The organism is Curtobacterium poinsettiae (assembly GCF_025677645.1).
GTDB classification, from domain to species: domain Bacteria; phylum Actinomycetota; class Actinomycetes; order Actinomycetales; family Microbacteriaceae; genus Curtobacterium; species Curtobacterium poinsettiae_A.
On the sequence record NZ_CP106879.1, the window covers coordinates 3,386,935 to 3,408,413 of the forward strand.

Consider the following 21,479-nt stretch of genomic DNA (forward strand, 5'->3'; position numbering starts at 1 on the left):
CTTGCGACGGGGTCTGGCGGGTCGCCTGTGCGTCTTCGTAGGTTCGACGGCGATGAACACTTCCCACACCACCGGAACCGCCGGTGCGACGACCCGACGACGCCTCGGCGCCGGCGCGGCCCTCGCCACCGCCGGGGTCCTGGTCGCACTGTCCGTCCCGTCCGCAGCCGTCGCCGCCGAGGGCGACACGACGATCGACATCATCGACGTCAACGACTTCCACGGTCGCATCGAGTCCGAGGGCACCGCCGCCGACAAGGCCGCCGGCGCCGCGAAGCTCGCCGGCGTCGTGCAGTCGTACCGCGAGGCCAACCCGAACACGATCTTCGCCAGCGTCGGCGACAACGTGGGCGCCTCGACCTTCACCTCGCTCATCCAGCAGGACTCCCCCACGATCGACGCCCTGAACGCCATGGACCTCGACGTCAGCGCGATCGGCAACCACGAGCTCGACAAGGGCCAGGACGACCTGACCGGCCGCATCGAGGACCGCGCCGACTGGCCGTACGTCTCGGCGAACATCGTCAAGGCCGGCACCACCGATCCCGCGTTCACGCCGTACTCCATCGTGGAGAAGGGCGGCGTCAAGGTCGGCTTCATCGGTGCCACCACCGAGGACCTCATCCCCGGGCTCGTCAGCCCCGGCGGGGTCGAGGGCCTCGCGATGGCCCCGATCGTCAGCCAGGTCAACCGGTACGCCGAGCAGCTCACCGACGGCAAGGACGACAACGGCGAGGCCGACGTGCTCGTCCTGCTCGTGCACGAGGGCGCCACCACGAGTGCGCTCACCGACGCCACCGGCACCGGCGCGTTCGGCAAGATCACCTCGGGCGTCTCGTCGAAGGTCTCGGCAATCGTGTCGGCGCACACCCACGCGACGTACAACCACTCCATCGCCGGCCCCGACGGCACGAAGCGTCCGGTGATCCAGGCCGGGTCCTACGGGGTGAACCTCGGACACCTGCAGCTCACCGTGGACGCCGACAAGCAGCTCACCGGCATCACGTCCTCGGTCACCTCCGTCAACGAGGACAAGCGTGTCCCCGCCGACACCACCTCGGTCAACGCCGTGAGCGACATCGTGACCGCCGCGAAGGCCGTCGCCGACGTCAAGGGTGGCGAGAAGCTCGGCAAGATCACGGGTGACCTGCGTCGCGCCGTGCAGTCCGACCGCAAGGCCGAGAACCGCGGCGGCGAGTCCGTCCTGGGCAATTACATCGCCGAGGTCCAGCGCAGCGCCACCGAGCGGAACGGCTCGCAGGTCGCCTTCATGAACCCGGGCGGTCTCCGCACCGACATGGTCTACGCGTCCAGCGGCGCCGGCGACCCGGACGGCACCGTCACCTACAAGGAGGCCGCGCTCGTCCAGCCGTTCGCCAACACCCTGGTGACGAAGGACATGACCGGCCAGCAGATCAAGAACGCCCTCGAGCAGCAGTGGCAGCCGGACGGCCTCGAGCGTCCGTTCCTGAAGCTCGGCGTCTCGGACGGTTTCGCGTACACCTACGACCCGTCGAAGGGCCGCGGCGAGCGCATCACCGCGATGACCCTCGACGGCAAGGCGATCGCGCTGACCGACACCCTCAAGGTGACCGTCAACTCGTTCCTGTCGACCGGTGGCGACAACTTCGCCGCCTTCGCGACCGGCACGAACGTCGCCGACTCCGGCCAGGTCGACCTGCAGGCCCAGGTGGACTACTTCCTCGCCAACCCGAAGGTCACGCCCCCGGTCGACCAGCGCGCCGTCGGCGTCACGGTCACGCCGACCCCGGCCGGTGGCTTCCAGCCCGGTGACGAGATCGAGCTCGACCTGTCGTCGCTCGTGTTCAGCAGCGAGGACCCGGCGGAGGCCGGCTCCGTCTCGGTCACCGCGGACGGCAAGGAGCTCGCATCGTCGGCGATCGACCCGACGATCACCGACAAGAACGACGAGCAGGGTCGCGCGACCCTGACCGTCACGGTCCCCGAGATCGAGGCCCCGGCGGCACGCGCTGCCGCCCGCACCGCCGGCTCCGTCTCGCTCGCCGCGGTGGCTGAGCCGGTCGCCACGACGGACGCTCCGCTCGTCGTCACCCTGCCGGGTGGCCAGACCGTCACCCTCGCCGTGACGATCCCGGTCGCCGCAGCGGTGGACCCGACGGACCCCACGGACCCGACCGACCCGACGGACCCGGTCGACCCGACGCCGACGCCGACCCCGAACCCGGGCGGCGGGGTCGTCCCCGGGCCGGGCACGGGTGACGGTGACGACGCCGGCATCGGTGGCGTCGGCGGGACCGACGACGACCCGCGCGCCGGTGGCGACCTCGCCTACACGGGTGCGGACCTGACCGCTCCGGCGATCGCGGCCGGCCTGCTCCTGCTCGCCGGGATCACGGCACTCGTGGTCCTCCGCCGCAACCGCGCACGACGTGCCGCGACGGTCCTGACGGACTGACCTCGCGCCTGCGGGCACACACGCGGACGGGCTGTCTCACCCTGGTGAGGCGGCCCGTCCGCATCGGTCAGGAGGCCCGGAGCACGTCCGGCGCACGCGTCGCGCGACCCGGTGGTCACGGTTGCTGTCCCATCCCGGTCGATCACTGCGGATCCGCGGATCCGCGGGGTACTCTCGGGGTTGTCGCACCGCGACGCGTCGTGCCGGGTCGCTTTCAGCAAGTCGACGGTGGTTCCGTTCGGCGAGACTCCGCGACGCGGGCGTCCTCCGCCTCCAGGGAAACGGCGGAGGGCGCCCACTCCTGGAGTCAGCGACGCATCTCAGCGGAACAGCTGCTCGCCGATGTACGACCCCTTGCGCGGTGCCGGCGGCACGGCGAACACCGCGGAGCCGATGTGCGAGACGTACTCGTTCAGCCGGTCCGAGGCGCCGAGCTTCCGCTGCAGCCGCGTGAAGTGGTCCGGGTCGTTCACGTAGGCGATGAACAGCAGCCCGGCGTCGAGCTGGCCGTACTCGTTGAGCCCGTCGGTGTAGTTGTACGGCCGGCGCAGGATCTTCACGCCGCCGTTCGCCTCGTGCGCGGCGAGGGCGATGTGCGACGTCGGGTCGATCTTCGTCGCACCGTCGTCGTCCTTCGCGTGGAAGTCCGGGGTGGTGTGCTCCTGTCCGCCGGAGAGCGGCGCGCCCTGGATCTTCGTCCGTCCGAACACCCGCTGCTGGTCGCTGACGACGTCGGCGTCCCAGGTCTCGATGTTCATCCGGATCTTCCGCACCACCTGGTAGCTGCCGCCGGCCATCCACCCGGCGTCGCGGTCGAGCCAGACGAACCGGTCGTGGTCGGCGTCGGTCGTGATGTTCCGGGTGCCGTCCTTGAACCCCATCAGGTTGCGGGGCGTGCTCTGGTGCGGCCCCGCCGATGCCCGGCCGAAGCCGAGCACGGTCCAGCGGACGGTCGCCGTGCCGCGGGCCATCCGGGCCAGGTCGCGCACCGCGTGGTACGCCACCTGGGGGTCGTCGGCGCAGGCCTGCAGGGACAGGTCCCCGCCGGTCAGGCCCGCCTGCAGGTTGTCGCTCGGCAGCGTCGGGATGTCGGCGAGCGCGGCCGGACGGCGGTCGGCCAGCCCGAAGCGCTCGTCGAAGACGCCCGGTCCCAGGCCCACCGTGACGGTCAGGGACGCCGGCCCGAGGTCGAGCGCCTCGCCGGTGTCGGCGCCGACCCCGTTGCCGTGCGCCGGTTCGACGCTGCCGACGGTCTTGCCGGCCTGCAGCTGGGCGATCGCGGCCGACCAGCGGGCGAGGAGCACCTGCAGCTCGGTCGTGACGGTCGTCGACAGGTCGAACGTCATGTAGACGCAGTACCGCTGCGGGGTGGTGCGGATCCCGCCCTGCGGCTGCCGTGCCGCGGTGGCGTAGAACGGCTGGCTCTGCGACAGGTCGATCGACTCGTCGCCGTTCGTCGCCGCCGTGAACGGGTTCACGCCGGTCGCCGCGGTGGCGCCGCCGATGCCCGCAGCCGCGCCGACCCCGGCACCGGCCACGGCCAGGCCGGCGCCGAACAGACCACGGCGGGAGACGTTCGCCCGCGGTGCGTCGCCCGCCCGAGGTGCCTCGTCCGGCTCGGTCACGCGGTCGCGACCTTCTCGGCCAGGCGGGACAGCGGGTCCTGGAGCGCCTGGATCTGCTGCGAGATCGTGTTCGCGTCGGACTTCTTGGTGGCGGCGTCCCACGTGGCGAAGCCGCCCAGGTCGTCGGCGTCGCGGTAGCCGTCCATCAGCGTGTTCGTGGCGTCGAACTGCTTGGCGATCTGCTTCGTCAGGGTCGGATCGAGCTTGGTCAGCCCCGGCTTGAGGTACGCGAAGGCCTGACGAGCGCCCTCGACGTTGGCGGCGAGGTCGACGAGGTCGATGTGGCTGTACGCCTCTTCCTCGCCGGTGATCTTGTTCGACTGCACCTCTTCGAGCAGGCCGGCGGCACCGTTCGCCAGGTCCTCCGGCTTGTAGTCCAGGGTCGGCACGAGCTTCGCGAGCAGCTGCACGTCCTCGGTCAGGTCCGCGGCGGTCTGCTTGGTCGACGCGGTGATCTTCCCGGCCTGGAACAGGTCCTTCTCGACGGCGTGGAACCCGCTCCAGCCGACGGCGGGGTCGAGGTTCGAGGCGCGCATGTCGATCAGGTAGTCGAGGTTGCCGGCGTTGTCGGTGGCCGTGAACCCCTTCTTGACGAAGCCGTCGACGTCGCTCTCGACGTGCTCGTAGAACGGACGGGCGTTCGCGTAGTCGGTCTTCGCCGCGTCGAGGTCGCCGGCGTCGATGTGCTCCTGCATCTGCTCGACCGCGGCGACCATGTCGGTGACCTGGCCGTCGACGTAGGTCGCGTAGCCCTTCGTCCCCTCGCGGAGCAGGGTCGAAGCGCTGCTGTTCGCGGTCGACGCCGCCTTGCCGGTGACGGTGAAGTCCGTCAGCTCGGTCTCGGCGCCGGGGCAGTACACCTGGTACTCCCCACCGGTCAGCGTGGCGGTGAAGCGGACGGCGTCGAGGCCGGGCGCCAGGTTCTCCTTCTCGCCGAGGATCCGCTGGTCCTGCAGCAGCTCGACCTCGGTGATCGCGGTCGACGACTCGTTCTTCACCGTGAAGGTGACGGGACCCGCGGGGACCTTCGTCGAGGACACCGCGCAGGCGTCCTGCCCGTCGTTGGTGAGCGTGATGGTGACGCGGGAGACCTTCGCGTCGCCGGAGCCGGAGCCGCCTGCCTCGGCGGAGCCACCGGCGCACCCGGTGAGTGCGAGGGCGGTGACGGCGCCGAGGGCGCCGAGGGTGATCAGGGGTCGGACGGGCTTACCGAAGGACATGGTCGGTGCTCCTTGCAGGGTCCGCGGCCGGAGGGCCACGAGCGGGGACGGGTTCGGGGGTGGGGACGGTGGGGAGTCGCCGGCGACGGCGGTCACGCAGGGCGAGCAGCGCCTGCACGGCGGCCGCGGCGCCGAGGGCGATCGGCAGCCAGGCCTTCCAGAGCAGCAGGTCGGCTGACCGCGAGTCCGCTGCGGCCACCGAGGCGGCCGACCGCTCGACGCGGGCGTCGGGGACGGACCAGACGGTGCGGTCCAGGGTCGTGGTGCGCGCGGACGGGAGGCCCCCACCGCTCAACGTCAGCACCTCGCGTTCGTCGCGGGTCGCGTCCAGGACCCCACCGCGGACGGTCCACAGGGTCACCGTGTCGCGCACGGCCCAGCGCGCCGCGAAGGGGCCGGGGTTCGTCGACGGGGAGACCCCGACGGGCAGGCGACCGAACAGGGTGACGAGGTCGTCGAGCGTCAGCGTCGACGGACGGTCGGCACCGCTCCCCTGCTCACTGACACCGTTCTGCACGACGCGCCACCGGTCGGCGGCCACGCCCGCGCGGGTGACGCGGCGGTGGGCCGACGTCGGCAGGCTGAGTCGGGCCTCCTGGCCGGTTCCGGTTCCGGCCACGCGGAGGACGCCGGACGCACCGTCGACGCTGGCGGAGACGGAGCTGGCGTCGCCGCTGACCGCGGTGGTGCGGGGCAGGTCGACCCCGCCCGTCGGCACGGCGATCGCGAGGGCCGCTGCGGCGACGGCGAGGGCACCGGCGACGACCGCGCGCACCCGGGGAACGCGGTCCGGCGACGGACGCCAGGCGCGCGGCCAGAGGGTCAGGGCCAGCACCGGGACGACGTAGAGGAACCAGCCGAGCACCTCGATGACCCGCGGGTCCGGCGGGATGCCGAGCACGCCGGTGACCAGGGCGCCCTGCACCGAACCGTTCGGGGCGAGCCACGACAGGTCGACGGTGCGCTGCTGGCCGATGACGATCCAGCCGGCCTCGTGCGCGCGCCGGAGGACGGTCAGCACCAGGCCGCCCGCGACGAAGACCAGGAAGACCCCGGTGCCGGTGAAGAACCGCGACAGGTTGAGGCGGACGCCACCGGTGTAGATGCCGAAGCCGACGACGACCGCGGCCGCGATGCCGATCACGGCGCCGAGGGCGGCGAGGCCGGTGTCCGACGACGCCTGGAACGTGGCGAGGAGGAACACCGAGGTCTCGAAGCCCTCCTTCAGGACGGCGAGGAACGCCATGCCGGCGAGTGCCCAGGCGGTGCCGCGGCCGAGCGCTGCGGTCGCACTGGCCTCGAGGTCGGCGGTCAGGGTGCGCGCGTGCGTGCGCATCCAGACGATCATGCCCGTGACGAAGACGACGGCGACGATGCCGATGACCGCCTCCATGCCCTCCTGCTGGGTCTGCGGCAGCGCCTGCTCGACGGCCTGCAGCCCGAAGCCGACGGCGATGCTGAGCAGCACCGCGAGCCCGACGCCCGACCACATCGGGGCGAGCGGGACGCGGTTGCGACGCAGGAACGCGGCGATGATGCCGACGATGAGCGTGGCTTCGAGGCCTTCACGAAGACCGATGACGAGGGTGGCGAGCATGACGAAGGTGAGGCTAACCTAACCGCCGAACGGCCCGCCAGTCGTGCGACGTGATGTTTGATGGTTCTCATGAACCTGCTGTCCGTCGACGGCCTGGCGTCGGTCACGAACGTGCTCGACCTCGCCGGGGTCTTCGCGTCCGCCCTGCTCGGCGGCTCCATCGCCCGCGCGATGGACTTCGACCTGTTCGGGTTCCTGGTCGTCGGGTTCGTCTCCGGACTCGGCGGCGGGATGCTCCGCGACACCCTGCTGCAGAACGGACCACCCGTCGCGCTCGTCGACCCGCTGTACGTGCCGGTCGCCGTCGCCGGAGCCCTCATCGCGTTCCTCGTGTCGTTCTCCGAGGTCACCTGGGACCGGCTGTTCACCGTGCTGGACGCCGCCGTGATCGGGTTCTGGGCCGTGGTCGGCGTGCAGCGGACCTACGACGCCGGGCTCGACTGGCCCGCCGCGATCATCATGGGGACCATCACCGCGGTCGGCGGCGGAGCCATGCGTGACCTGCTGCTGCGGCGGGTGCCGGCGGTGTTCGGGGGGAACGCGCTGTACGCCACCGTGGCCGTCGCGGCGTCGGCCGTGATGGTGATCGCCTCGGCGCTCGGTTCGCCGTCGCTCGGCATCCTGCTCGCGATCACGCTGTCGCTCGGGCTCCGCTGGGGAGCGGTCCGTCGGGGCTGGGGTCTGCCGAACGGCCGTGACTGGCAGCCGAAGTCGACCCTCGGTTCGCTGCTCCGGCGGGGTCGGAGCCTGCGACCGGACGCCCTGCGGTTGCTCCGGCGTCCGGGCCGTCGGACCGGTGCCGGCAGTGTCCGAGAAGAGCACGAGGACTGAGGGGCTGTCCCCGGCGGCTCCGCGGCGGTACGATCAGTACCGCCGGGTATCGTCCTGGCAGTTCTGCCGGGGATGATCCCGGTGAACGCTGTCCGCACAGCACCGACGCGACCCGAACGCGCCGGTTCCGAGCAGACGTGGGGATGGGGGCTTCGCTGATGCCGCGCGGGATCAGACGCGCGGCGCGGCAGGTCTCCACCACGATGCTCTCCCCGACGACCACCACCACAGGTCGGAGCAGCAACCGATGAGCGACGACGCCTCCCCCACCCAGCGCATCCCGCGCGCCGAGGTCCGGGAACGCCTGCTCGCCGCCGGTGCCGCGGTCTTCGCCGAACAGGGTGTGTACGGCGCGCGGCTCGACGACGTCGCCGCCCGCGCGGGGTTCAGCAAGGGTGCGGTCTACTCGAACTTCTCGTCCAAGGAGGACCTGCTCGCGCAGGTCATGCAACGGTCCACGAACCTGGTCCTCGGCTCACTGCAGGAGCTCGTGCACGCCGACATCGCCGCCGTCGACGTCGGGGACGTGCTGCGCGCCGCGTTCGGGCAGCACGACCAGAGCGAGCAGTTCGCGCTGCTCTCGGCGTTCCGCGGGTACGCCGTCCGCCACCCGGAGTTCCTGCCCGAGTTCATCCGGCAGCGCCGGGTCCTGCAGGACGGGGTGCTCGAGCTGGTGCGGCTGTGGCTCGGTGCACACCCCGAGGTCGACGTCGGCATGACCCCGGAGGAGTTCGCGACCGTGCTCATCGGGGCGAACGTCGGCCTGGTGTTCGACGCGCCGGCGCTGCCCGGGGTCGATCCGGGCGAGCTCATCGCGACGCTGGTCGAGGCGGTCATCCGCCGGCGCTGACGCGCGCGTGCGGCGGGCGGGCCCTCGCACCGTGCGAGGTGGCCACGGCGCCCCGCTCGAACGGTGCGGAGTTCCGTAGTCCGTGCGAGGCCGCGCCGGTCGCACGGAGTACGGAACCTCGCACCACTCGGCGCACCCCTCGCACGGTGCGAGGCTCGCACGGTGCGCACGCGCCCGGGTCAGGCCGTGCGGCGATCCCGACGGCGGGGCTTCGGCCCGTCGTGGGACCAGGCGGACGACGGCAGCAGGCTCGGCGGCAGCAGGCGCGACCGCACGACGCGCACCGTGGGGACCGAGGCGTCGAGAGCCTCCCGAGCGTCGCGGACGTGCCGCTCCAGCGCCGGAGTGTCCACCGATGCAGCCCCGTCGGCGGCGAAGCGTTCGCGGTCGACCGCGTCGACCGTGGCCTCCAGGTGCGGTACGACCGACTCCGGCAACCCGGGACGCAGGCGTCCGAGCACGGCCCGGGCGGTCCGGGCCACGGCGGCGGCATCACCCGGCGGCGCGAGGCCCGGGGCGTACCCGTGGTCGGCGACGTCGTCGAGCAGCTCCCGCCACGCCTGCACGGCGGGCGACCGTCCGGCGGCGATCGCCGCCAGTCTCGACCGGCGGCGAACAGCACGGACGAGGCCCGGGGCGACGAGGACCGCGAGCACGAGCAGCAGGCCCACGAGCAGCCCGACCGGTCCGCCACCACCGCCGGTGCCGGATGCACCCGTGGCACCTGGAACCGCGGACGCCGACGGGGTCGGTGACGCGGATTCCTCCGCCGGGGTGGTCTGCTCGGGCGCCGGCAGCGGGGTCTCCGGTGCCGCCGCGGTCGGCGACGCCGAGGGCTCCTCGGACGGCGCGGCCTCGTCGGAGTCGGGCGTCGGCTCGAAGGCGACCCACCCGGCGCCCTGGATGTACAGCTCGGGCCAGGAGTGCAGCTGCCGGTTCGACACCGCGTACTCGCCGTCGGGCTGCGGCGACCCGGCCCGGTACCCGACCGCGATGCGCGAGGGGATGCCGAGGGTGCGGGCCATCACGGCCATCGCGGACGAGAAGTGCACGCAGTACCCGTCGCGGACCCGCAGGAACGTCGAGACGACGTCCATGCTGTCGCCGTCGTAGCCCTGCTCCACGGGGGCCGTCTCGGAGTACGTGAACAGGTCGCTGCGGAACCACTGCTCGAGTGCCCGCGCCCGCCCGTAGTCGTCGGTCGCGGCTGCGGCGACGCGGGTCGCGGTGGACGAGATGTTGGCGGGCAGGTCGTCGGGCAGGGCGAGGTCGGTGCGCAGCTGCTGGCGGCTGGGCTCCCGGAAGCCACGGCCGTCGGAGCGGGCGAGCACCCCCGAGGCGGCGACCGCGTCGAGGTAGTCGTTGGCGAACGTCGAGGCTCCGTAGACCTCGTACATCGCACCGCGGGCCGTCGCGGCACCCGTCGATCGGACGGTGCTCGAGTTCCCCATCCACCGCCACTGCGACAGGTCGAGGTTGGTGGACTGCGACTCGATCGACACCGCTCCCGACGGCACGGGCAGGTAGGTGCTGGACAGCCCGGTGATCCGGACCGTCACGTCGCCGCGGCTCGCCAGGCGCGGGTTGACGCCCTCGGCCCACTGCTGCTCGTCGGCGGTGTCGGCCTCGGCCGCGTTCGTCACGGTCGGCACCCAGTCCCCCGTGCCGAACTCGTCCAGGTCTGCGAGCTTGAGGTACTCGGGCTGCCCGTCCGACGAGCGGTACCGGAACACCTCGAGCTCGCTCGGACGGCGCAGGTCGTTGCCGAGTTCGAGCAGGGTGCCGGGCCGTCCGGGCTGGATCGGCGACTGGATCGCACCGGTCACGCCGGACAACCAGCTGGCGTTGAGCGGCACGATCGTCGGCAGCCCGATGGCCACGACGAGTCCGATCGCCCCGACGACCGCGGCCGGCAGCGCGCGCTGCACCGGGCGGACGGACAGCCAGAGCAGGGCGAGGAACGCCACCGCCGTGGTGATGACGAGCGGGGTGCCGGCGGGCTGCCCGGTGATGACACCCGGCACGATCAGGATGACGAGGGCCGGGGCAGCGGCGAGCGACGGGATCCGCGCGATGGCGGCGAGGAACAGCGAGACGGCCGCCACCCAGCCGATCGACGCGGTGACCACGAGCCGGATCGCGTCGGTCTGCGGCAGTGGTGCGGGGTTCAGGCGGATCGCGGCGAGCGTCTCCCCGAGGGCCCCGTCGGCGTCGAGCCACCCGAGCGGTTGGATGTCGTTGACCAGGGCGGCGGCGCACGAGCAGGCGATGACCGTGCCGACCAGGACGACGAAGCGGATGCCGGGCGTCTGCCGGCGCACCGCGAGCATCACGGCGACGAGCACGGCGACCACGACGACGCCCGATGCCCACCAGGCGATGCCCTGCACGAGCGGTCGGATGGCGAGCGCGGCGAGGAGCACGGGCACCGGCGCGAGGGCCACGACCCAGGCGCTCGGGACGTCACGCAGGTCGTCGTCCCGGTCGAGGATCTCGCGCACGTCGGCACGACCACGCGCCGGTGCGCGCACCCCGGTCACCGGGCGACTCCGGACGGCGTCGCGCCGACGACCGGCACCACGAGGGTCCGCCAGCCGCCGCGGTCGAGGATGCCCCGCACGGCCGGGTCCGGCGGCACGATCGTCGCCAGGATGCCGCGGCTCGAACCGCTGGTCGCGCTGACGAGCTCGGCGGCTTCCTCCGCGGTGCAGGTACCCGTCACGACGGCGGTCATGCCGTGCACGTCGCGGCCGCGGACCTCGGGCAGGACGTCGGTCACCTGTCGCGCGTCGGAACGGAGCCGGACGTCGGCGAGCCCGACGAGCACGTCGGTCAGCCCGCCGACGTCGCCCGCGTGCCGGGTCGCGCCTTCGGGGCCGTCGAACACGAGCACGACACGGGAGGTCCGGGCGGCGAGCGCGCGGGCGACACTGGCGGCCACCACGACGGCGTGCTCGAAGGCCTGGTCGCCGCCCAGGTCGGAGAGCTCGGCGAGGTCCTCCCGACCGAGCCGCTGGTAGGACTCGCGCCGGACGTCGAGGGCGATCACGGCCTCGGGCGGCTGGGCCTGGGTGGTCTGGCGGACGTGGAGTTCCCCGCGCCGGGCGCTCTGGGCCCAGTGCACCCGGCGGATCGGGTCCCCCGGTCGGTACGGACGGAGTTCGCTGTCGTCGGCGGAACCACCCTGTCCGACCCGGCCCTCGTCGGCCGAGACCGCACCGGCGAGCGCGCCGGCATCGATCGCCCCGAGGGGTGCCGAGGCCGGGACGACGACGACCTCTTCGACAGGGACGACCGGACGGTCGATGCGGAGCAGACCGAACGGGTCCTCCACCCGGATCGTCACCGGACCGACCAGGGTTCGACCACGGTGCATCGCGAGCGCCTCGACGTCGAGCACGGCCGGCGGCCGGTTCGGCCCGACCTCGGCGTAGGTCTCCGCCTCGGCAAGGCTGGCGAAGGCGTCCTCGAGCTGTTCGCGCACGAGCAGCGTCGCCCGCGGGCCGATCCGCAGACTGGTGCTGCCCAGGGTGATGCGTTCCCGGTAGACCTCCCCCACCTGGACGATCGCCCGAGCGGTGCTGCGGCTCCCGCGGAGCGGGGTGGCGACGACGAACGCCATCACGATGCCCAGCACGACCAGCACGAGCAGCAGCAGGCCGGCCGTGACGGCGACGCTCGTGGTGCCGACCAGGCCGCCGCCGACCAGGCCGATGCCGACGGCGATGACCGTCCAGCCCCGGATCGTCGGACGCGGGAACGGTGTCCGGCGTGCCAACGACAACCCGCGGCGGCCGAACCGAGCCGCCGTGGACCGCGCGGCACCGACGCGTCGCAGCAGCGACGGCGGTGCCGATGGACCGGCCATCAGGAGCGGACGGGGGTGGCCGTGAACGGGATGGCGGTGTCGGAGACGATGCGGACGACGATCTCGCGCACGGTGTCCTCGCCGGTGCCGCCGAGCCCACGGGCGACCGGCACGAGCCGGTGCGCGAGCACGATCGGGGCGAGCGTCGCGACGTCGTCGGGGGTGACGAACGCGCGGCCGAGCAGTGCGGCGTGCGCACGGGCTGCCTGCGCGAGGTGCAGCGTCGCGCGGGGGCTCGCACCGAGCACGAGGTCGGGGTGGGTGCGCGTCGACCGGACGATCGCGATGATGTACGCCTCGACGTCGGGTGCGATGTGCACCCCGGCGACGGTCTCGATGATCGCCCGCAGCGTGCTGACGTCGACGATCGGCCGCAGGCGCGCCAGCGGGTCGCTGCCGCCGCGGTTCGCGAGCATCTGCCGTTCGGCGTCGACGCTCGGGTAGCCCATCGCGATGCGCGCCATGAAGCGGTCCCGCTGCGCCTCGGGCAGCGGGTACGTGCCCTCCATGTCGATCGGGTTCTGCGTCGCGACGATCATGAACGGCCGGTCGAGCGGGCGCGTGACACCGTCGACGGTGACCTGCGACTCCGCCATCGCCTCGAGCAGGGCCGACTGGGTCTTCGGGCTGGTGCGGTTGATCTCGTCGCCGATGACCACGTTCGCGAACACCGGGCCGGGCGAGAACCGGAAGGTGCCGGACGACTGGTCGAAGATGTTCACGCCCGTGACGTCGGACGGCAGCATGTCCGAGGTGAACTGGATGCGGTTCACCGACCCGCCGACCGAGGCGCCGAGCGCCTTGGCGAGCACGGTCTTGCCGACGCCGGGGACGTCCTCGACCAGCAGGTGCCCCTCGGCGAGCATCACCGTCAGGGCGGTGCGGATGGCTTCCGCCTTGCCGTCGATCACCGTGGCGACGGAGGCCACGATGTCGTCGCCCACCGCCCGCACGTGTTCGAGCGGGAAGACGGGGTCGGTCGGCTCCGGCACGCAGGGCTCCATCGTCACGGGACAGGTGTCGTGCATGCTACATCGGGCCGGTGACAGCACCCGGTACGGGTGCACGGACTGGTCGTTCCGCGCACCGGTGGCCGATCCGCGTGTGGTGGGTCCGGGAGGCACGACCCACCACACGCCGATCCGTCACCTCGTGCGCGGAACGGCCCACGCGCCTCCAGGCAGTACCCGGGTCACCTGACGGACGGTCAGGACCGGGGCGCCAGCGCCGCGTCCGCGGCGCGGAGCACGCGCGCGGCGACCGCGACCCCGTCTTCGCGTCCGAGCTCGGTGTCCTCGTGCTCGATGTTCACCCACATGTCCGGGTCGATCGCACGCAGGGCCCCGAGGAACGTCGTCCAGTACGCCTGGTCGTGGCCCTTGCCGAGCGCCACGAAGTCCCATGCCGACGGCTTCGGCCACTCGTTCGCCCACTCGTCGCCGCCGAGGTTCGTGCGCGGCTCGTCGGGTGACAACCGGCGGAACGAGTTGTCGAGCACCCCGTTGATCGCGGCGTGCGGGTTGATCCGGACGTCCTTCGCTGCGGCGTGGAACACGAGCGGCCCGAGGTCCTGGATGACCGCCACCGGGTCCATCTGCTGCCAGAACAGGTGCGAGGCGTCGAGCTCGACCCCCACGTTGGTCAGCCCGCCGCGCTCGACGAGCTCCCGGATCGACGCCGGGTTGAACACGAGGTTCTGCGGGTGGAGCTCGAGCGCGACCTTGACGCCGTGCTCCCGGGCCAGGGCGTCGATCTCCTGCCAGAACGGCACCGCGACGCTCCACTGGTGTTCGAGCACGTCGAGCGCGGCCGAGTTCCAGGCGTTCACGATCCAGTTCGGCCGGGTCCCGCCCGGCTCGCCCGCGGGCAGTCCGGACATCGTGACGACGCGGTCCTGCCCGAGGCGGGCGGCGAGGCGGATGCTGCGCCGGACGTCCTCGGCGTGCGCGGGGCCGATCGCGGGGTCGGGGTGCAGCGGGTTGCCGTTGCAGTTGAGCCCGGCGATCGAGACACCGGTCCCCGCGAACTGCGCGAGGAACGCGTCACGCGCCCCGTCGTCCTGCAGGATCGCGTCGATGTCGGGCACGTGCACCGGGGGCAGGAACCCGCCGGTGTTCAGCTCGATGCCGGTGAGGCCGTTGGCGGCGACGACCCGGAGCGCGTCGGCGAGGGGCCGGTCGTGCAGGATCGCGTTGTAGAGACCGAGTTTCATGCCGTCACTGCTTCCTTGATCGTCTCGGTGGCGCCCCCGGCAGCGGCGGACCGTGCCACCGCGTCGAGGACCTCCATGTTGTGCACGCCGTCGTCGAACGTGGCGTTCGCGGGCAGTGCGTTCGGCACGGTGCCGGACAGCCCCGCGATCTCGTCGAGGAACGCCCGCGCCTGGTACTCGAACATCTGGTTCTGCCCCCAGCCGACGCCGGGGGCGTCCATCGCCATGCCGCCCGCGACGTAGGGGTGGTCCGGGCCGAGCACGACCTGGCGGTAGCCGCCCAGGCGCGAGCCGTCGGACAGTAGCGCGAGGCCGATCTCGGAGGCGCGCTCCTGGTCCCAGCGGGCGGCGCCGCGCTCGCAGAACACCTCGATGACGAGGCCGTTCGGGTGCCCGGCCGCGACGCGGGAGGCCTCGAGCGACCCGACAACCGTGCCGTCACCGAAGCGTGCGCTGAACGTGGCGTAGTCGTCGTTGCCGACGGCAGCGGTCTCGCCGGTGAGCGGGACCGCCTGCCCCCGCAGGGCGTGCCCGGCGGCCACCGGTCGCTCGGTGATCGACGTGGTGAACGTCCCGCCGCTGACGCTCCGGACCGGGCCGGCCAGGAACTCGGCGACGTAGGACAGGTGCGAGCCGACGTCGGCGAGCGCGCCGGACCCCGGCTCCCCCGCGAAGCGCCACGAGAACGGGACGTCGGGCGAGGCGCCGTAGTCGGTCCAGTACCGGCCGGAGACGTGCAGGACCCGGCCGAGCGTGCCGTCCGCGACGAGCTCCCTGATGGCCGCGAGCCCGGGAGCCCGGCGGTAGGTGAAGCCGATGCGGCCGAGGACTCCGCGCTGCTCGGCCTCGGCAGCAGCGGACGCCATCGCACGGGCATCGTCGAGCGAGTCGGACAGCGGCTTCTCGCAGAGCACGTGCTTGCCGGCGGCGAGCAGCCCCTCGACGATCTCGCGGTGCAGGGTGTTCGCGACGACGACGCTCACCACGTCGATGTCGTCCGCCGCAGCGATGGCCCGCCAGTCGGTGTCGTGCCGCTCGTAGCCGAAGCGCCGTGCGGCCTCGGCGGCGAGGGGCTCGTAGACGTCGGCGACCGAGACGAGCCGGACCGCCGGCAGGGTCGAGGTGAAGAGGGAGGGTGCGTTCCGCCACGCGGCCATGTGGGCCTTGCCCGCCATGCCCGCACCGATGACGGCGACGCCGATGCTGTCGCTCATGTTCTCTCCTTCGAGAAGGTCGCTGGGTCCCGCGTCTGGAACGTTCCAGAACGGGTTGGTAGACTGTAGTCGCACCAGCCCATGTCCTGTCAAGCACCGCGCCGGAAAGGCTCAGCGTGACCCCTCGCCCGCCGACGATCATCGACGTCGCCGCACGCGCAGGCGTCTCGAAGTCCCTGGTGTCGATGGTGCTGCGGGAGGACCCCGGGGTCTCCCCCGCCCGCCGCTCGGCGGTGCTCGCCGCCGTCGCGGAGCTCGGCTACCGCCCGAACCGCGCCGCCGCGATCCTCGCGGGCACCCGGACCCGCACCATCGGGGTCATCGTCGACGACTTCCGGAACCCCTGGTACGTGCCGATGCTCGACGGCATCCGCGAGGCCCTCGCCCCGCACGGACTCCGCCTCACCCTCGCCGACACCCGGGCCAACGCCCACCTCGACTCGTCACCGTTCGACGACCTGGTCTCCCTGCGGGTCGACGGCGTGGTGCTCGCCGCCGAGGGGTTCCCCGACGTCGTCGTCCCCGCCGACACCCCGGTCGTGGTCGCCGGCGCGCGCGAGGACGTCCCCGGCGGACTCGACGTGGTCGCCTCCGACGAAGCCGCCGGCGGACGCCTGGCAGCGGATCACCTGATCGGCCTGGGTCACCGCCGCATCGCCCACGTCACCGGCTCGGGAGGCCCGGCTGCGCTCCGCCGCGACGCCACCGTCGCGCAGCTGGTCGCGTCCGGCATCGAGCCGCTGGTCTACGGCTCCGGCCCGACCTCGGAGACGACCGGCTACGAGGGCATGCGGCTCGCACTGCGGGAGCACCCCGACCTGACCGCGGTGTTCGCCGCGAACGACGTCATGGCGATGGGCGCGATCGCCGCCGTGCAGGAAGCCGGACTCCGCGTGCCCCACGACGTCTCCGTGATCGGGAACGACGAGACCCCGCTCGCCGCGTCACCCCTGCTGCGCTTGACGACGGTCGACCCGCACAACGACGAGGTCGGGCGCCTGGCGGCTGCGCGGTTGGTCGACCGGATCGGTGCGGCAGCAGGGGTTCCGGCAGATCCCATCAGGACACTCGTGCCGGCGACGCTCGTCGTGCGGTCGACGACGGGGCCGCCGCGCGCCTGAGTGGCGACCGCCCCGGGGCCGACGCCGGCGGGGCGGAGGTGCGCCGGGCCTCCAGGCCGGGTGCGAAGTGACCCGGGGTCAGACGCGCGCGCCCTCGAGCCGCTCGACGGACTCGGCCAGGTCGGCGAGTTCGGGGACCTCGCGTGCCTCGGCGAGGGCGCCCTCGAGCGCCTCGGCGTGGATCGGCGTCGCACGCTCGAGCAGGACCTGCCCGGCGTGCGTGAGCTCCGTGTAGAGCCCGCGACGGTCGTCAGCGCACAGGACGCGGGTCAGCAGGGCACGCTCCTCGAGCCGGTTCACCAGTCGGGTGGTCGCACTCGGGCTGAGGGCGGCCGCGCGGGCGAGCTGCTGCATGCGCATGTGGAAGCCGTCCTGGCGGCGCAGGGCATCGAGCACCGTGAACTCCACGACGGACAGGCCGACTTCGCGGAGCGCCCGCTCCAGGCGCGTCTCGATCATGCCGTGCAGCGCCGCCAGGGTGCGCCAGCCGTGGGCGCGGACGGCGGTGGAGGTGTCGTCGACGGACATCGGGGCTCCTTCGGTCGGTGCAGACGGCGACAGTTGCTTGCGCGGATACCCCGCGTGTGCAACTATCGATATCCCGCGTCTGCAACAACCAGCGTACGCGGCACAGCTGCACAACGGAAGGACATCCATGCCCGCGGGACTCATCGCCCTCGCACTCGGCGGATTCGGCATCGGCCTGACCGAGTTCGTCATCACCGGCCTGCTGCCCGAGGTGGCGGCCGACTACGGCGTCACCGAGACCACCGCCGGCTGGCTCGTCACCGGATACGCCCTGGCGGTCATCGTCGGGGCCCTCGGGCTCACCGCCGCGACCACGCGACTCCCCCGCAAGCCCGTCCTGCTCGGGCTGCTCGTGCTGTTCATCGTCGGCAACACCCTGTCCGCGATCGCCCCGACCTACGGCGCGATGATGACCGGCCGCGTCATCGCCGCCCTGTGCCACGGAGCGTTCTTCGGCATCGGCTCGGTCGTCGCCGCGAACATGGTCGAGCGGTCCAAGCGCGCCTCGGCCGTCGCCCTGATGTTCACCGGGCTCACCGCGTCGAACGTGCTCGGCGTGCCGTTCGGCACCTTCCTCGGCCAGGCCGCCGGCTGGCGTGCGACGTTCTGGGCGATCGCGGCCATCGGCGTCGTCGCCCTGGTCGGCGTGCTCGTCCTCGTCCCCGCGGTCCGCTCCACCGAGGTCCCGTCGCTCGCCCGCGAGCTCAGCGCCTTCCGGTCCGGGCAGGTCTGGCTGTCGCTCGGCATGACCGTGCTCGGCTACGGCGGGATGTTCGGCGCCTTCACCTACATCGCGTACACGCTGACCTCGGTGTCCGGGTTCCCCTCGTCGGCGGTGCCGTGGCTGCTCATCGTGTTCGGCATCGGGCTGTTCGTCGGCAACTTCGCCGGCGGCAAGCTCGCGGCCCGCTCGATCGACCGCACGCTGCTCGCGGTGCTCGTCGTGCTGACCGTGGTGCTCGCGGTGTTCGCCCTCGTCGCGACCTCGCCGGTGCTCACCGTGATCGCCCTCGTGCTGATGGGGGCGTTCGGGTTCGCGACCGTGCCGGCCCTGCAGACGCGGGTGATGCAGTACGCCGACCACGCACCGACCCTGGCGAGCGGGGCGAACATCGCCGCGTTCAACCTCGGCAACGCGCTCGGGGCCTGGATCGGCGGCCTGACCATCGCCGCCGGGCTCGGGTACACGTCGCCGATCTGGGCGGGGTCGGGGATCACCCTGGCAGCCGTGGTGCTGACGCTCGTGGCGATGGCCGCGGTGCGCCGGGGGCGCTCCGGCGTCCGGACCACGACAACGGGGAGCATCGCGACGGTCTGATGCGCTTCCGGTCAGAGAATGACGAAACCCCGGTCCGATCGGACCGGGGTTCATCGTCGTGCGGAGACGGAGGGATTTGAACCATGCCCGACGATATCTGTATGCGTCTCACTCGGGCTCATGCGTTGCGGATACTGGGGTCGAGCGTCACAGGCGTCCTCGCTGAGACAGGTGCCCCTCTGGAAAGTGTGTGCGATCTGTGTGGCCCTACACGCCGGAAGTTTTGATCAACCTCGGTGCCCGCTTGGGAAGTTAACGACCCGCGCGTTAGAAGCTCCCGGCTACGGCGCGGAAAGTGCACGCATGGCTCTCGAAGATATGAACACTGCAGACCAGGCCGCGAAGTACCTCAAGCTGACACCCGAGAAGCTCAAGCGACTTGCTCGTGCGAGGGAGATCGGGCACGTGAAGGCCGGCCGAACCTACCTGTTCTCACGCGAAGCCATCCAGGAGTGGGTCCGACGCAACTCCCGTGATGCGAAGCCGGAGATCTCCAACCCTCATGGCCTGACGGATCGAGCTTGGCAGAACATCCAGCGAGGACGCCGGTGAGTCTAGGAAGCGGCGGCCACGCCTACTGGATCCGAAACTTCGCGAGCGCCGTCGACCTGTCGGTGACACGGTCCGCAAAGCGATCGACAACGGCGATCTGATCCCGTCCTACCCCACCAAGGCAGGTAGGAAGCCGATCATCACGCAGAAGGAAGGGTTGCGGTGGCTGCGGTCACTCTCGCTAAAGTCGCCACGGGGCCGCTGACAGCCAGTGGTCACTGGCTGGTTGGACCCGTCGACGACACGTACTGGAGGCAGAAAGCAGAACCCGTAAAGGTATCAGCTCAACCCTTGGAACCGCGCGAAAGCATCGGGGTCCATTGCGAGACCGATGATTGCTTGTTGGGTCTTCAATTGCTCTGCCTCAACGTCAGAGGTCACTTCCGGCGATTGCGCGTTGATGAGGCTTTCCACAAGTCTGGTAAGCGGTTGACCAATCGCGCGACGGAAGTCGAACCCAAGTATTTGTAGCAAGTTGACGGTCTCAACGGACAGAAGAGGCTTGAACTGCTCAACTTGCTTCTTGAACTTCACTCCCTCTTCGCCTTCCATGTTGTCGCCGAGCTGAAGAAGCAGAGGAACGAGCGTACCGGCGATGTACGCCACCTCGGCATCGGTGATCCGCTGTGCCACCAGCTCCTGCTGGTAACTCTGAGCAATCAAGGCGAGTTCGTTTTTATCCGCAATCAGGTCCGAGACGATTTCGGATAACCCATCGATGGTGTCCTGCGCCCTACCGCGTTCTCGGAGGGCGCGGATCTTGTCCATCACCATGGTCGCGGTGTTGCGGGCCGTACTCTCTGCGAGCTGCACGCCTAGCTGCATAACCTCGGGGGGAACGTCCATTTTCAACCTCACGCTCGTCTGTTGCCTGCTGGAGCCGCTGCCGCTCGCCGCGCGACTCTCCCCTCGGACCTTACCCGGCTGCACTGCCGTGCTGTCTTGCATCGATGAAGAAGAGTCGAAGAACGTAGTATCTCGCTATGACTGAACTCCCGGGCGACGATCACCTCGGACCGGTGGCTTCTACATGGTCACTAGTGGAGCGGGTAGGCATGCCCAACACCCCGGTTCGGCGGGCCCTCTTTGACCTCGCCAAGATCATCGAAACCGGTTCGTCCGACGAGCTGCTTCTGGCTAGCGCCGCATACAGGGCCCTGGCAACGTCGATTGAAGACGTCTACCGCCGAAGATCGCCCCTTGAGCAGCAGCTCGAGTACATCAAGGCGAGTAGAGAGCTGCAAGAAGCAACGGGCATCCGATCACCCGACGTTTCCGGCGATCGTTTCGAACTCGCGCCGCTCCCCGAATCCCCAGCAGCCCTTGCTGCTGAACTGGGCTACCGCGACGGAGGAAGAGCAGTCCGCCGCGTTCTTCGTGAGAAGTTCGGCCTTACACCAGGCGGGCGGTGGCACGAGCTGACCGAGCGACAGGTGAACTACGTCCGAGCTCACTTGCCTCCGCGACAAGTGCCGTGAGCGCTGGCTGAGGTCACTCCGATGTCGGCAGCCCCGATGATGATCACTTCATGCCCGAGCACAAGTGGGCTCCCCCGGAGCACCCCGACGTCACCTTAGACGAGCCCTACGGGCTAGGGCCGGAGCACATCGAGGGGCCAGGCGAACGCCTCGCGACACCACGACCGGTGTACGTGTGGATCCGTTACCAGCACGCAGGGCTGCTGCGGCTGAAGGGTTTCGCGATCGCTCACACGCCGGTCGCGGCTCTTGTGCAGGTGACTTGGCAGGGCCGGCTGCAGCAGGTGTGGTGCTGGCGTGCGGCAGTCAAGAACCGGACGCTGAAGGACCGGTCTCGCCGCCGCTGAAGTTGTCTAGCTGCTCACTCGCTTCGGAACGGTCTTGTTGTTCCAGTGCCCCGGCTTCCACTCCCCCGTCGCTTCGAAGTGCGCGCGCGTCTTGTAGTGGTCGTTGAGGGCAGCCAGGACGGCGGCGTGCACCACCCAGTACGCGACGAAGATGCCGGTGACGAAAAGAACGATCGCGAGAAGCCCCATGCCGCTATTTTTCCGGTTTGGTCGGGCTGGCGCACCACCCCAAACGAGTCGCGCCAAGAGGGCGACGCCTCCCGAAGAGGGGCGGCGACGGC

The 21,479-nt window shown here is 71.3% G+C and carries 19 protein-coding genes; 8 read left to right on the plus strand and 11 right to left on the minus strand.

Going from position 1 to position 21,479, the window contains the following annotated elements; all coding sequences use genetic code 11:
* The first annotated feature begins 52 nt into the window (after positions 1-52).
* Positions 53-2,437: a bifunctional metallophosphatase/5'-nucleotidase gene (locus OE229_RS16160; protein ID WP_263344742.1), complete on the plus strand. Its 2,385-nt coding sequence runs from the start codon at positions 53-55 to the stop codon at positions 2,435-2,437.
* Between the two features lie 320 nt (positions 2,438-2,757).
* On the opposite strand, the gene efeB is transcribed toward OE229_RS16160, so the two are convergent.
* Genes efeB through efeU form a run of 3 tightly spaced genes read right to left on the minus strand, consistent with a single transcriptional unit; the run spans position 2,758 to position 6,879 of the window.
* Complete coding sequence (efeB, locus tag OE229_RS16165) at positions 2,758-4,062, minus strand: iron uptake transporter deferrochelatase/peroxidase subunit (protein ID WP_262138876.1); 1,305 nt, start codon at positions 4,060-4,062, stop codon at positions 2,758-2,760.
* A complete protein-coding gene (gene efeO, locus OE229_RS16170) occupies positions 4,059-5,282 on the minus strand; it encodes an iron uptake system protein EfeO (protein WP_262138878.1) in 1,224 nt (407 codons plus the stop codon). The genes efeB and efeO overlap by 4 nt, the downstream gene beginning before the upstream one ends.
* Positions 5,269-6,879, minus strand: a complete 1,611-nt coding sequence (efeU, locus tag OE229_RS16175) for an iron uptake transporter permease EfeU (RefSeq protein ID WP_262138879.1) — start codon at positions 6,877-6,879, stop codon at positions 5,269-5,271. Before efeU ends, efeO begins: the two co-directional genes overlap by 14 nt.
* Before the next feature lie 69 nt (positions 6,880-6,948).
* Between efeU and OE229_RS16180 the strand changes: the two genes are divergently transcribed.
* Together OE229_RS16180 and OE229_RS16185 are read left to right on the plus strand one after the other, a co-directional pair.
* A complete protein-coding gene (locus OE229_RS16180; RefSeq protein ID WP_111038270.1) occupies positions 6,949-7,710 on the plus strand; it encodes a trimeric intracellular cation channel family protein in 762 nt (253 codons plus the stop codon).
* A 247-nt stretch (positions 7,711-7,957) separates the two neighbouring features.
* Complete coding sequence (locus OE229_RS16185) at positions 7,958-8,560, plus strand: TetR/AcrR family transcriptional regulator (RefSeq protein ID WP_182064795.1); 603 nt, start codon at positions 7,958-7,960, stop codon at positions 8,558-8,560.
* A 179-nt stretch (positions 8,561-8,739) separates the two neighbouring features.
* Here OE229_RS16185 and OE229_RS16190 read toward each other — a convergent pair whose 3' ends face one another.
* The 5 genes from OE229_RS16190 to OE229_RS16210 all read right to left on the minus strand — a co-directional run bounded on the left by OE229_RS16190 (position 8,740) and on the right by OE229_RS16210 (position 15,854).
* Positions 8,740-11,100: a transglutaminase family protein gene (locus OE229_RS16190; RefSeq protein ID WP_262138880.1), complete on the minus strand. Its 2,361-nt coding sequence runs from the start codon at positions 11,098-11,100 to the stop codon at positions 8,740-8,742.
* Positions 11,097-12,428, minus strand: a complete 1,332-nt coding sequence (locus tag OE229_RS16195; protein ID WP_262138882.1) for a DUF58 domain-containing protein — start codon at positions 12,426-12,428, stop codon at positions 11,097-11,099. Before OE229_RS16195 ends, OE229_RS16190 begins: the two co-directional genes overlap by 4 nt.
* A complete protein-coding gene (locus OE229_RS16200; RefSeq protein WP_262140059.1) occupies positions 12,428-13,432 on the minus strand; it encodes an AAA family ATPase in 1,005 nt (334 codons plus the stop codon). The genes OE229_RS16195 and OE229_RS16200 overlap by 1 nt, the downstream gene beginning before the upstream one ends.
* Before the next feature lie 203 nt (positions 13,433-13,635).
* Positions 13,636-14,640 carry a sugar phosphate isomerase/epimerase family protein gene (locus OE229_RS16205; protein ID WP_262138884.1) on the minus strand — a complete coding sequence of 335 codons (1,005 nt, stop codon included), beginning with the start codon at positions 14,638-14,640 and terminating at the stop codon, positions 13,636-13,638.
* Entirely contained in the window at positions 14,637-15,854 is a 1,218-nt protein-coding gene (locus tag OE229_RS16210) for a Gfo/Idh/MocA family protein (protein ID WP_262138886.1), read from the minus strand. The genes OE229_RS16205 and OE229_RS16210 overlap by 4 nt, the downstream gene beginning before the upstream one ends.
* Positions 15,855-15,970: 116 nt before the next feature.
* Between OE229_RS16210 and OE229_RS16215 the strand changes: the two genes are divergently transcribed.
* Positions 15,971-16,975, plus strand: a complete 1,005-nt coding sequence (locus OE229_RS16215) for a LacI family DNA-binding transcriptional regulator (RefSeq protein WP_262138888.1) — start codon at positions 15,971-15,973, stop codon at positions 16,973-16,975.
* Between the two features lie 78 nt (positions 16,976-17,053).
* Here OE229_RS16215 and OE229_RS16220 read toward each other — a convergent pair whose 3' ends face one another.
* A complete protein-coding gene (locus tag OE229_RS16220) occupies positions 17,054-17,503 on the minus strand; it encodes a MarR family winged helix-turn-helix transcriptional regulator (RefSeq protein ID WP_262138889.1) in 450 nt (149 codons plus the stop codon).
* Between the two features lie 127 nt (positions 17,504-17,630).
* Between OE229_RS16220 and OE229_RS16225 the strand changes: the two genes are divergently transcribed.
* Entirely contained in the window at positions 17,631-18,821 is a 1,191-nt protein-coding gene (locus tag OE229_RS16225) for an MFS transporter (RefSeq protein ID WP_262138890.1), read from the plus strand.
* A gap of 303 nt (positions 18,822-19,124) precedes the next feature.
* The gene (locus OE229_RS16230; RefSeq protein ID WP_262138892.1) at positions 19,125-19,373 is read left to right on the plus strand and encodes a helix-turn-helix domain-containing protein; all 249 of its coding nucleotides are present in this window, start codon (positions 19,125-19,127) and stop codon (positions 19,371-19,373) included.
* 279 nt (positions 19,374-19,652) lie between these two features.
* On the opposite strand, the gene OE229_RS16235 is transcribed toward OE229_RS16230, so the two are convergent.
* A complete protein-coding gene (locus OE229_RS16235; protein ID WP_262138894.1) occupies positions 19,653-20,186 on the minus strand; it encodes a hypothetical protein in 534 nt (177 codons plus the stop codon).
* A gap of 170 nt (positions 20,187-20,356) precedes the next feature.
* On the opposite strand from OE229_RS16235, the gene OE229_RS16240 reads away from it, so the two are divergent.
* Both OE229_RS16240 and OE229_RS16245 read left to right on the plus strand, forming a co-directional pair.
* Positions 20,357-20,851, plus strand: coding sequence for a hypothetical protein (locus tag OE229_RS16240; RefSeq protein WP_262138896.1), 495 nt, complete (start codon positions 20,357-20,359; stop codon positions 20,849-20,851).
* A 50-nt stretch (positions 20,852-20,901) separates the two neighbouring features.
* Complete coding sequence (locus tag OE229_RS16245; RefSeq protein WP_111235160.1) at positions 20,902-21,198, plus strand: hypothetical protein; 297 nt, start codon at positions 20,902-20,904, stop codon at positions 21,196-21,198.
* A 6-nt stretch (positions 21,199-21,204) separates the two neighbouring features.
* Here the strand turns inward: OE229_RS16245 and OE229_RS16250 are convergent, their stop codons facing one another.
* Positions 21,205-21,387, minus strand: coding sequence for a hypothetical protein (locus OE229_RS16250; RefSeq protein WP_262138898.1), 183 nt, complete (start codon positions 21,385-21,387; stop codon positions 21,205-21,207).
* Between the last annotated feature and the right edge of the window lie 92 nt (positions 21,388-21,479).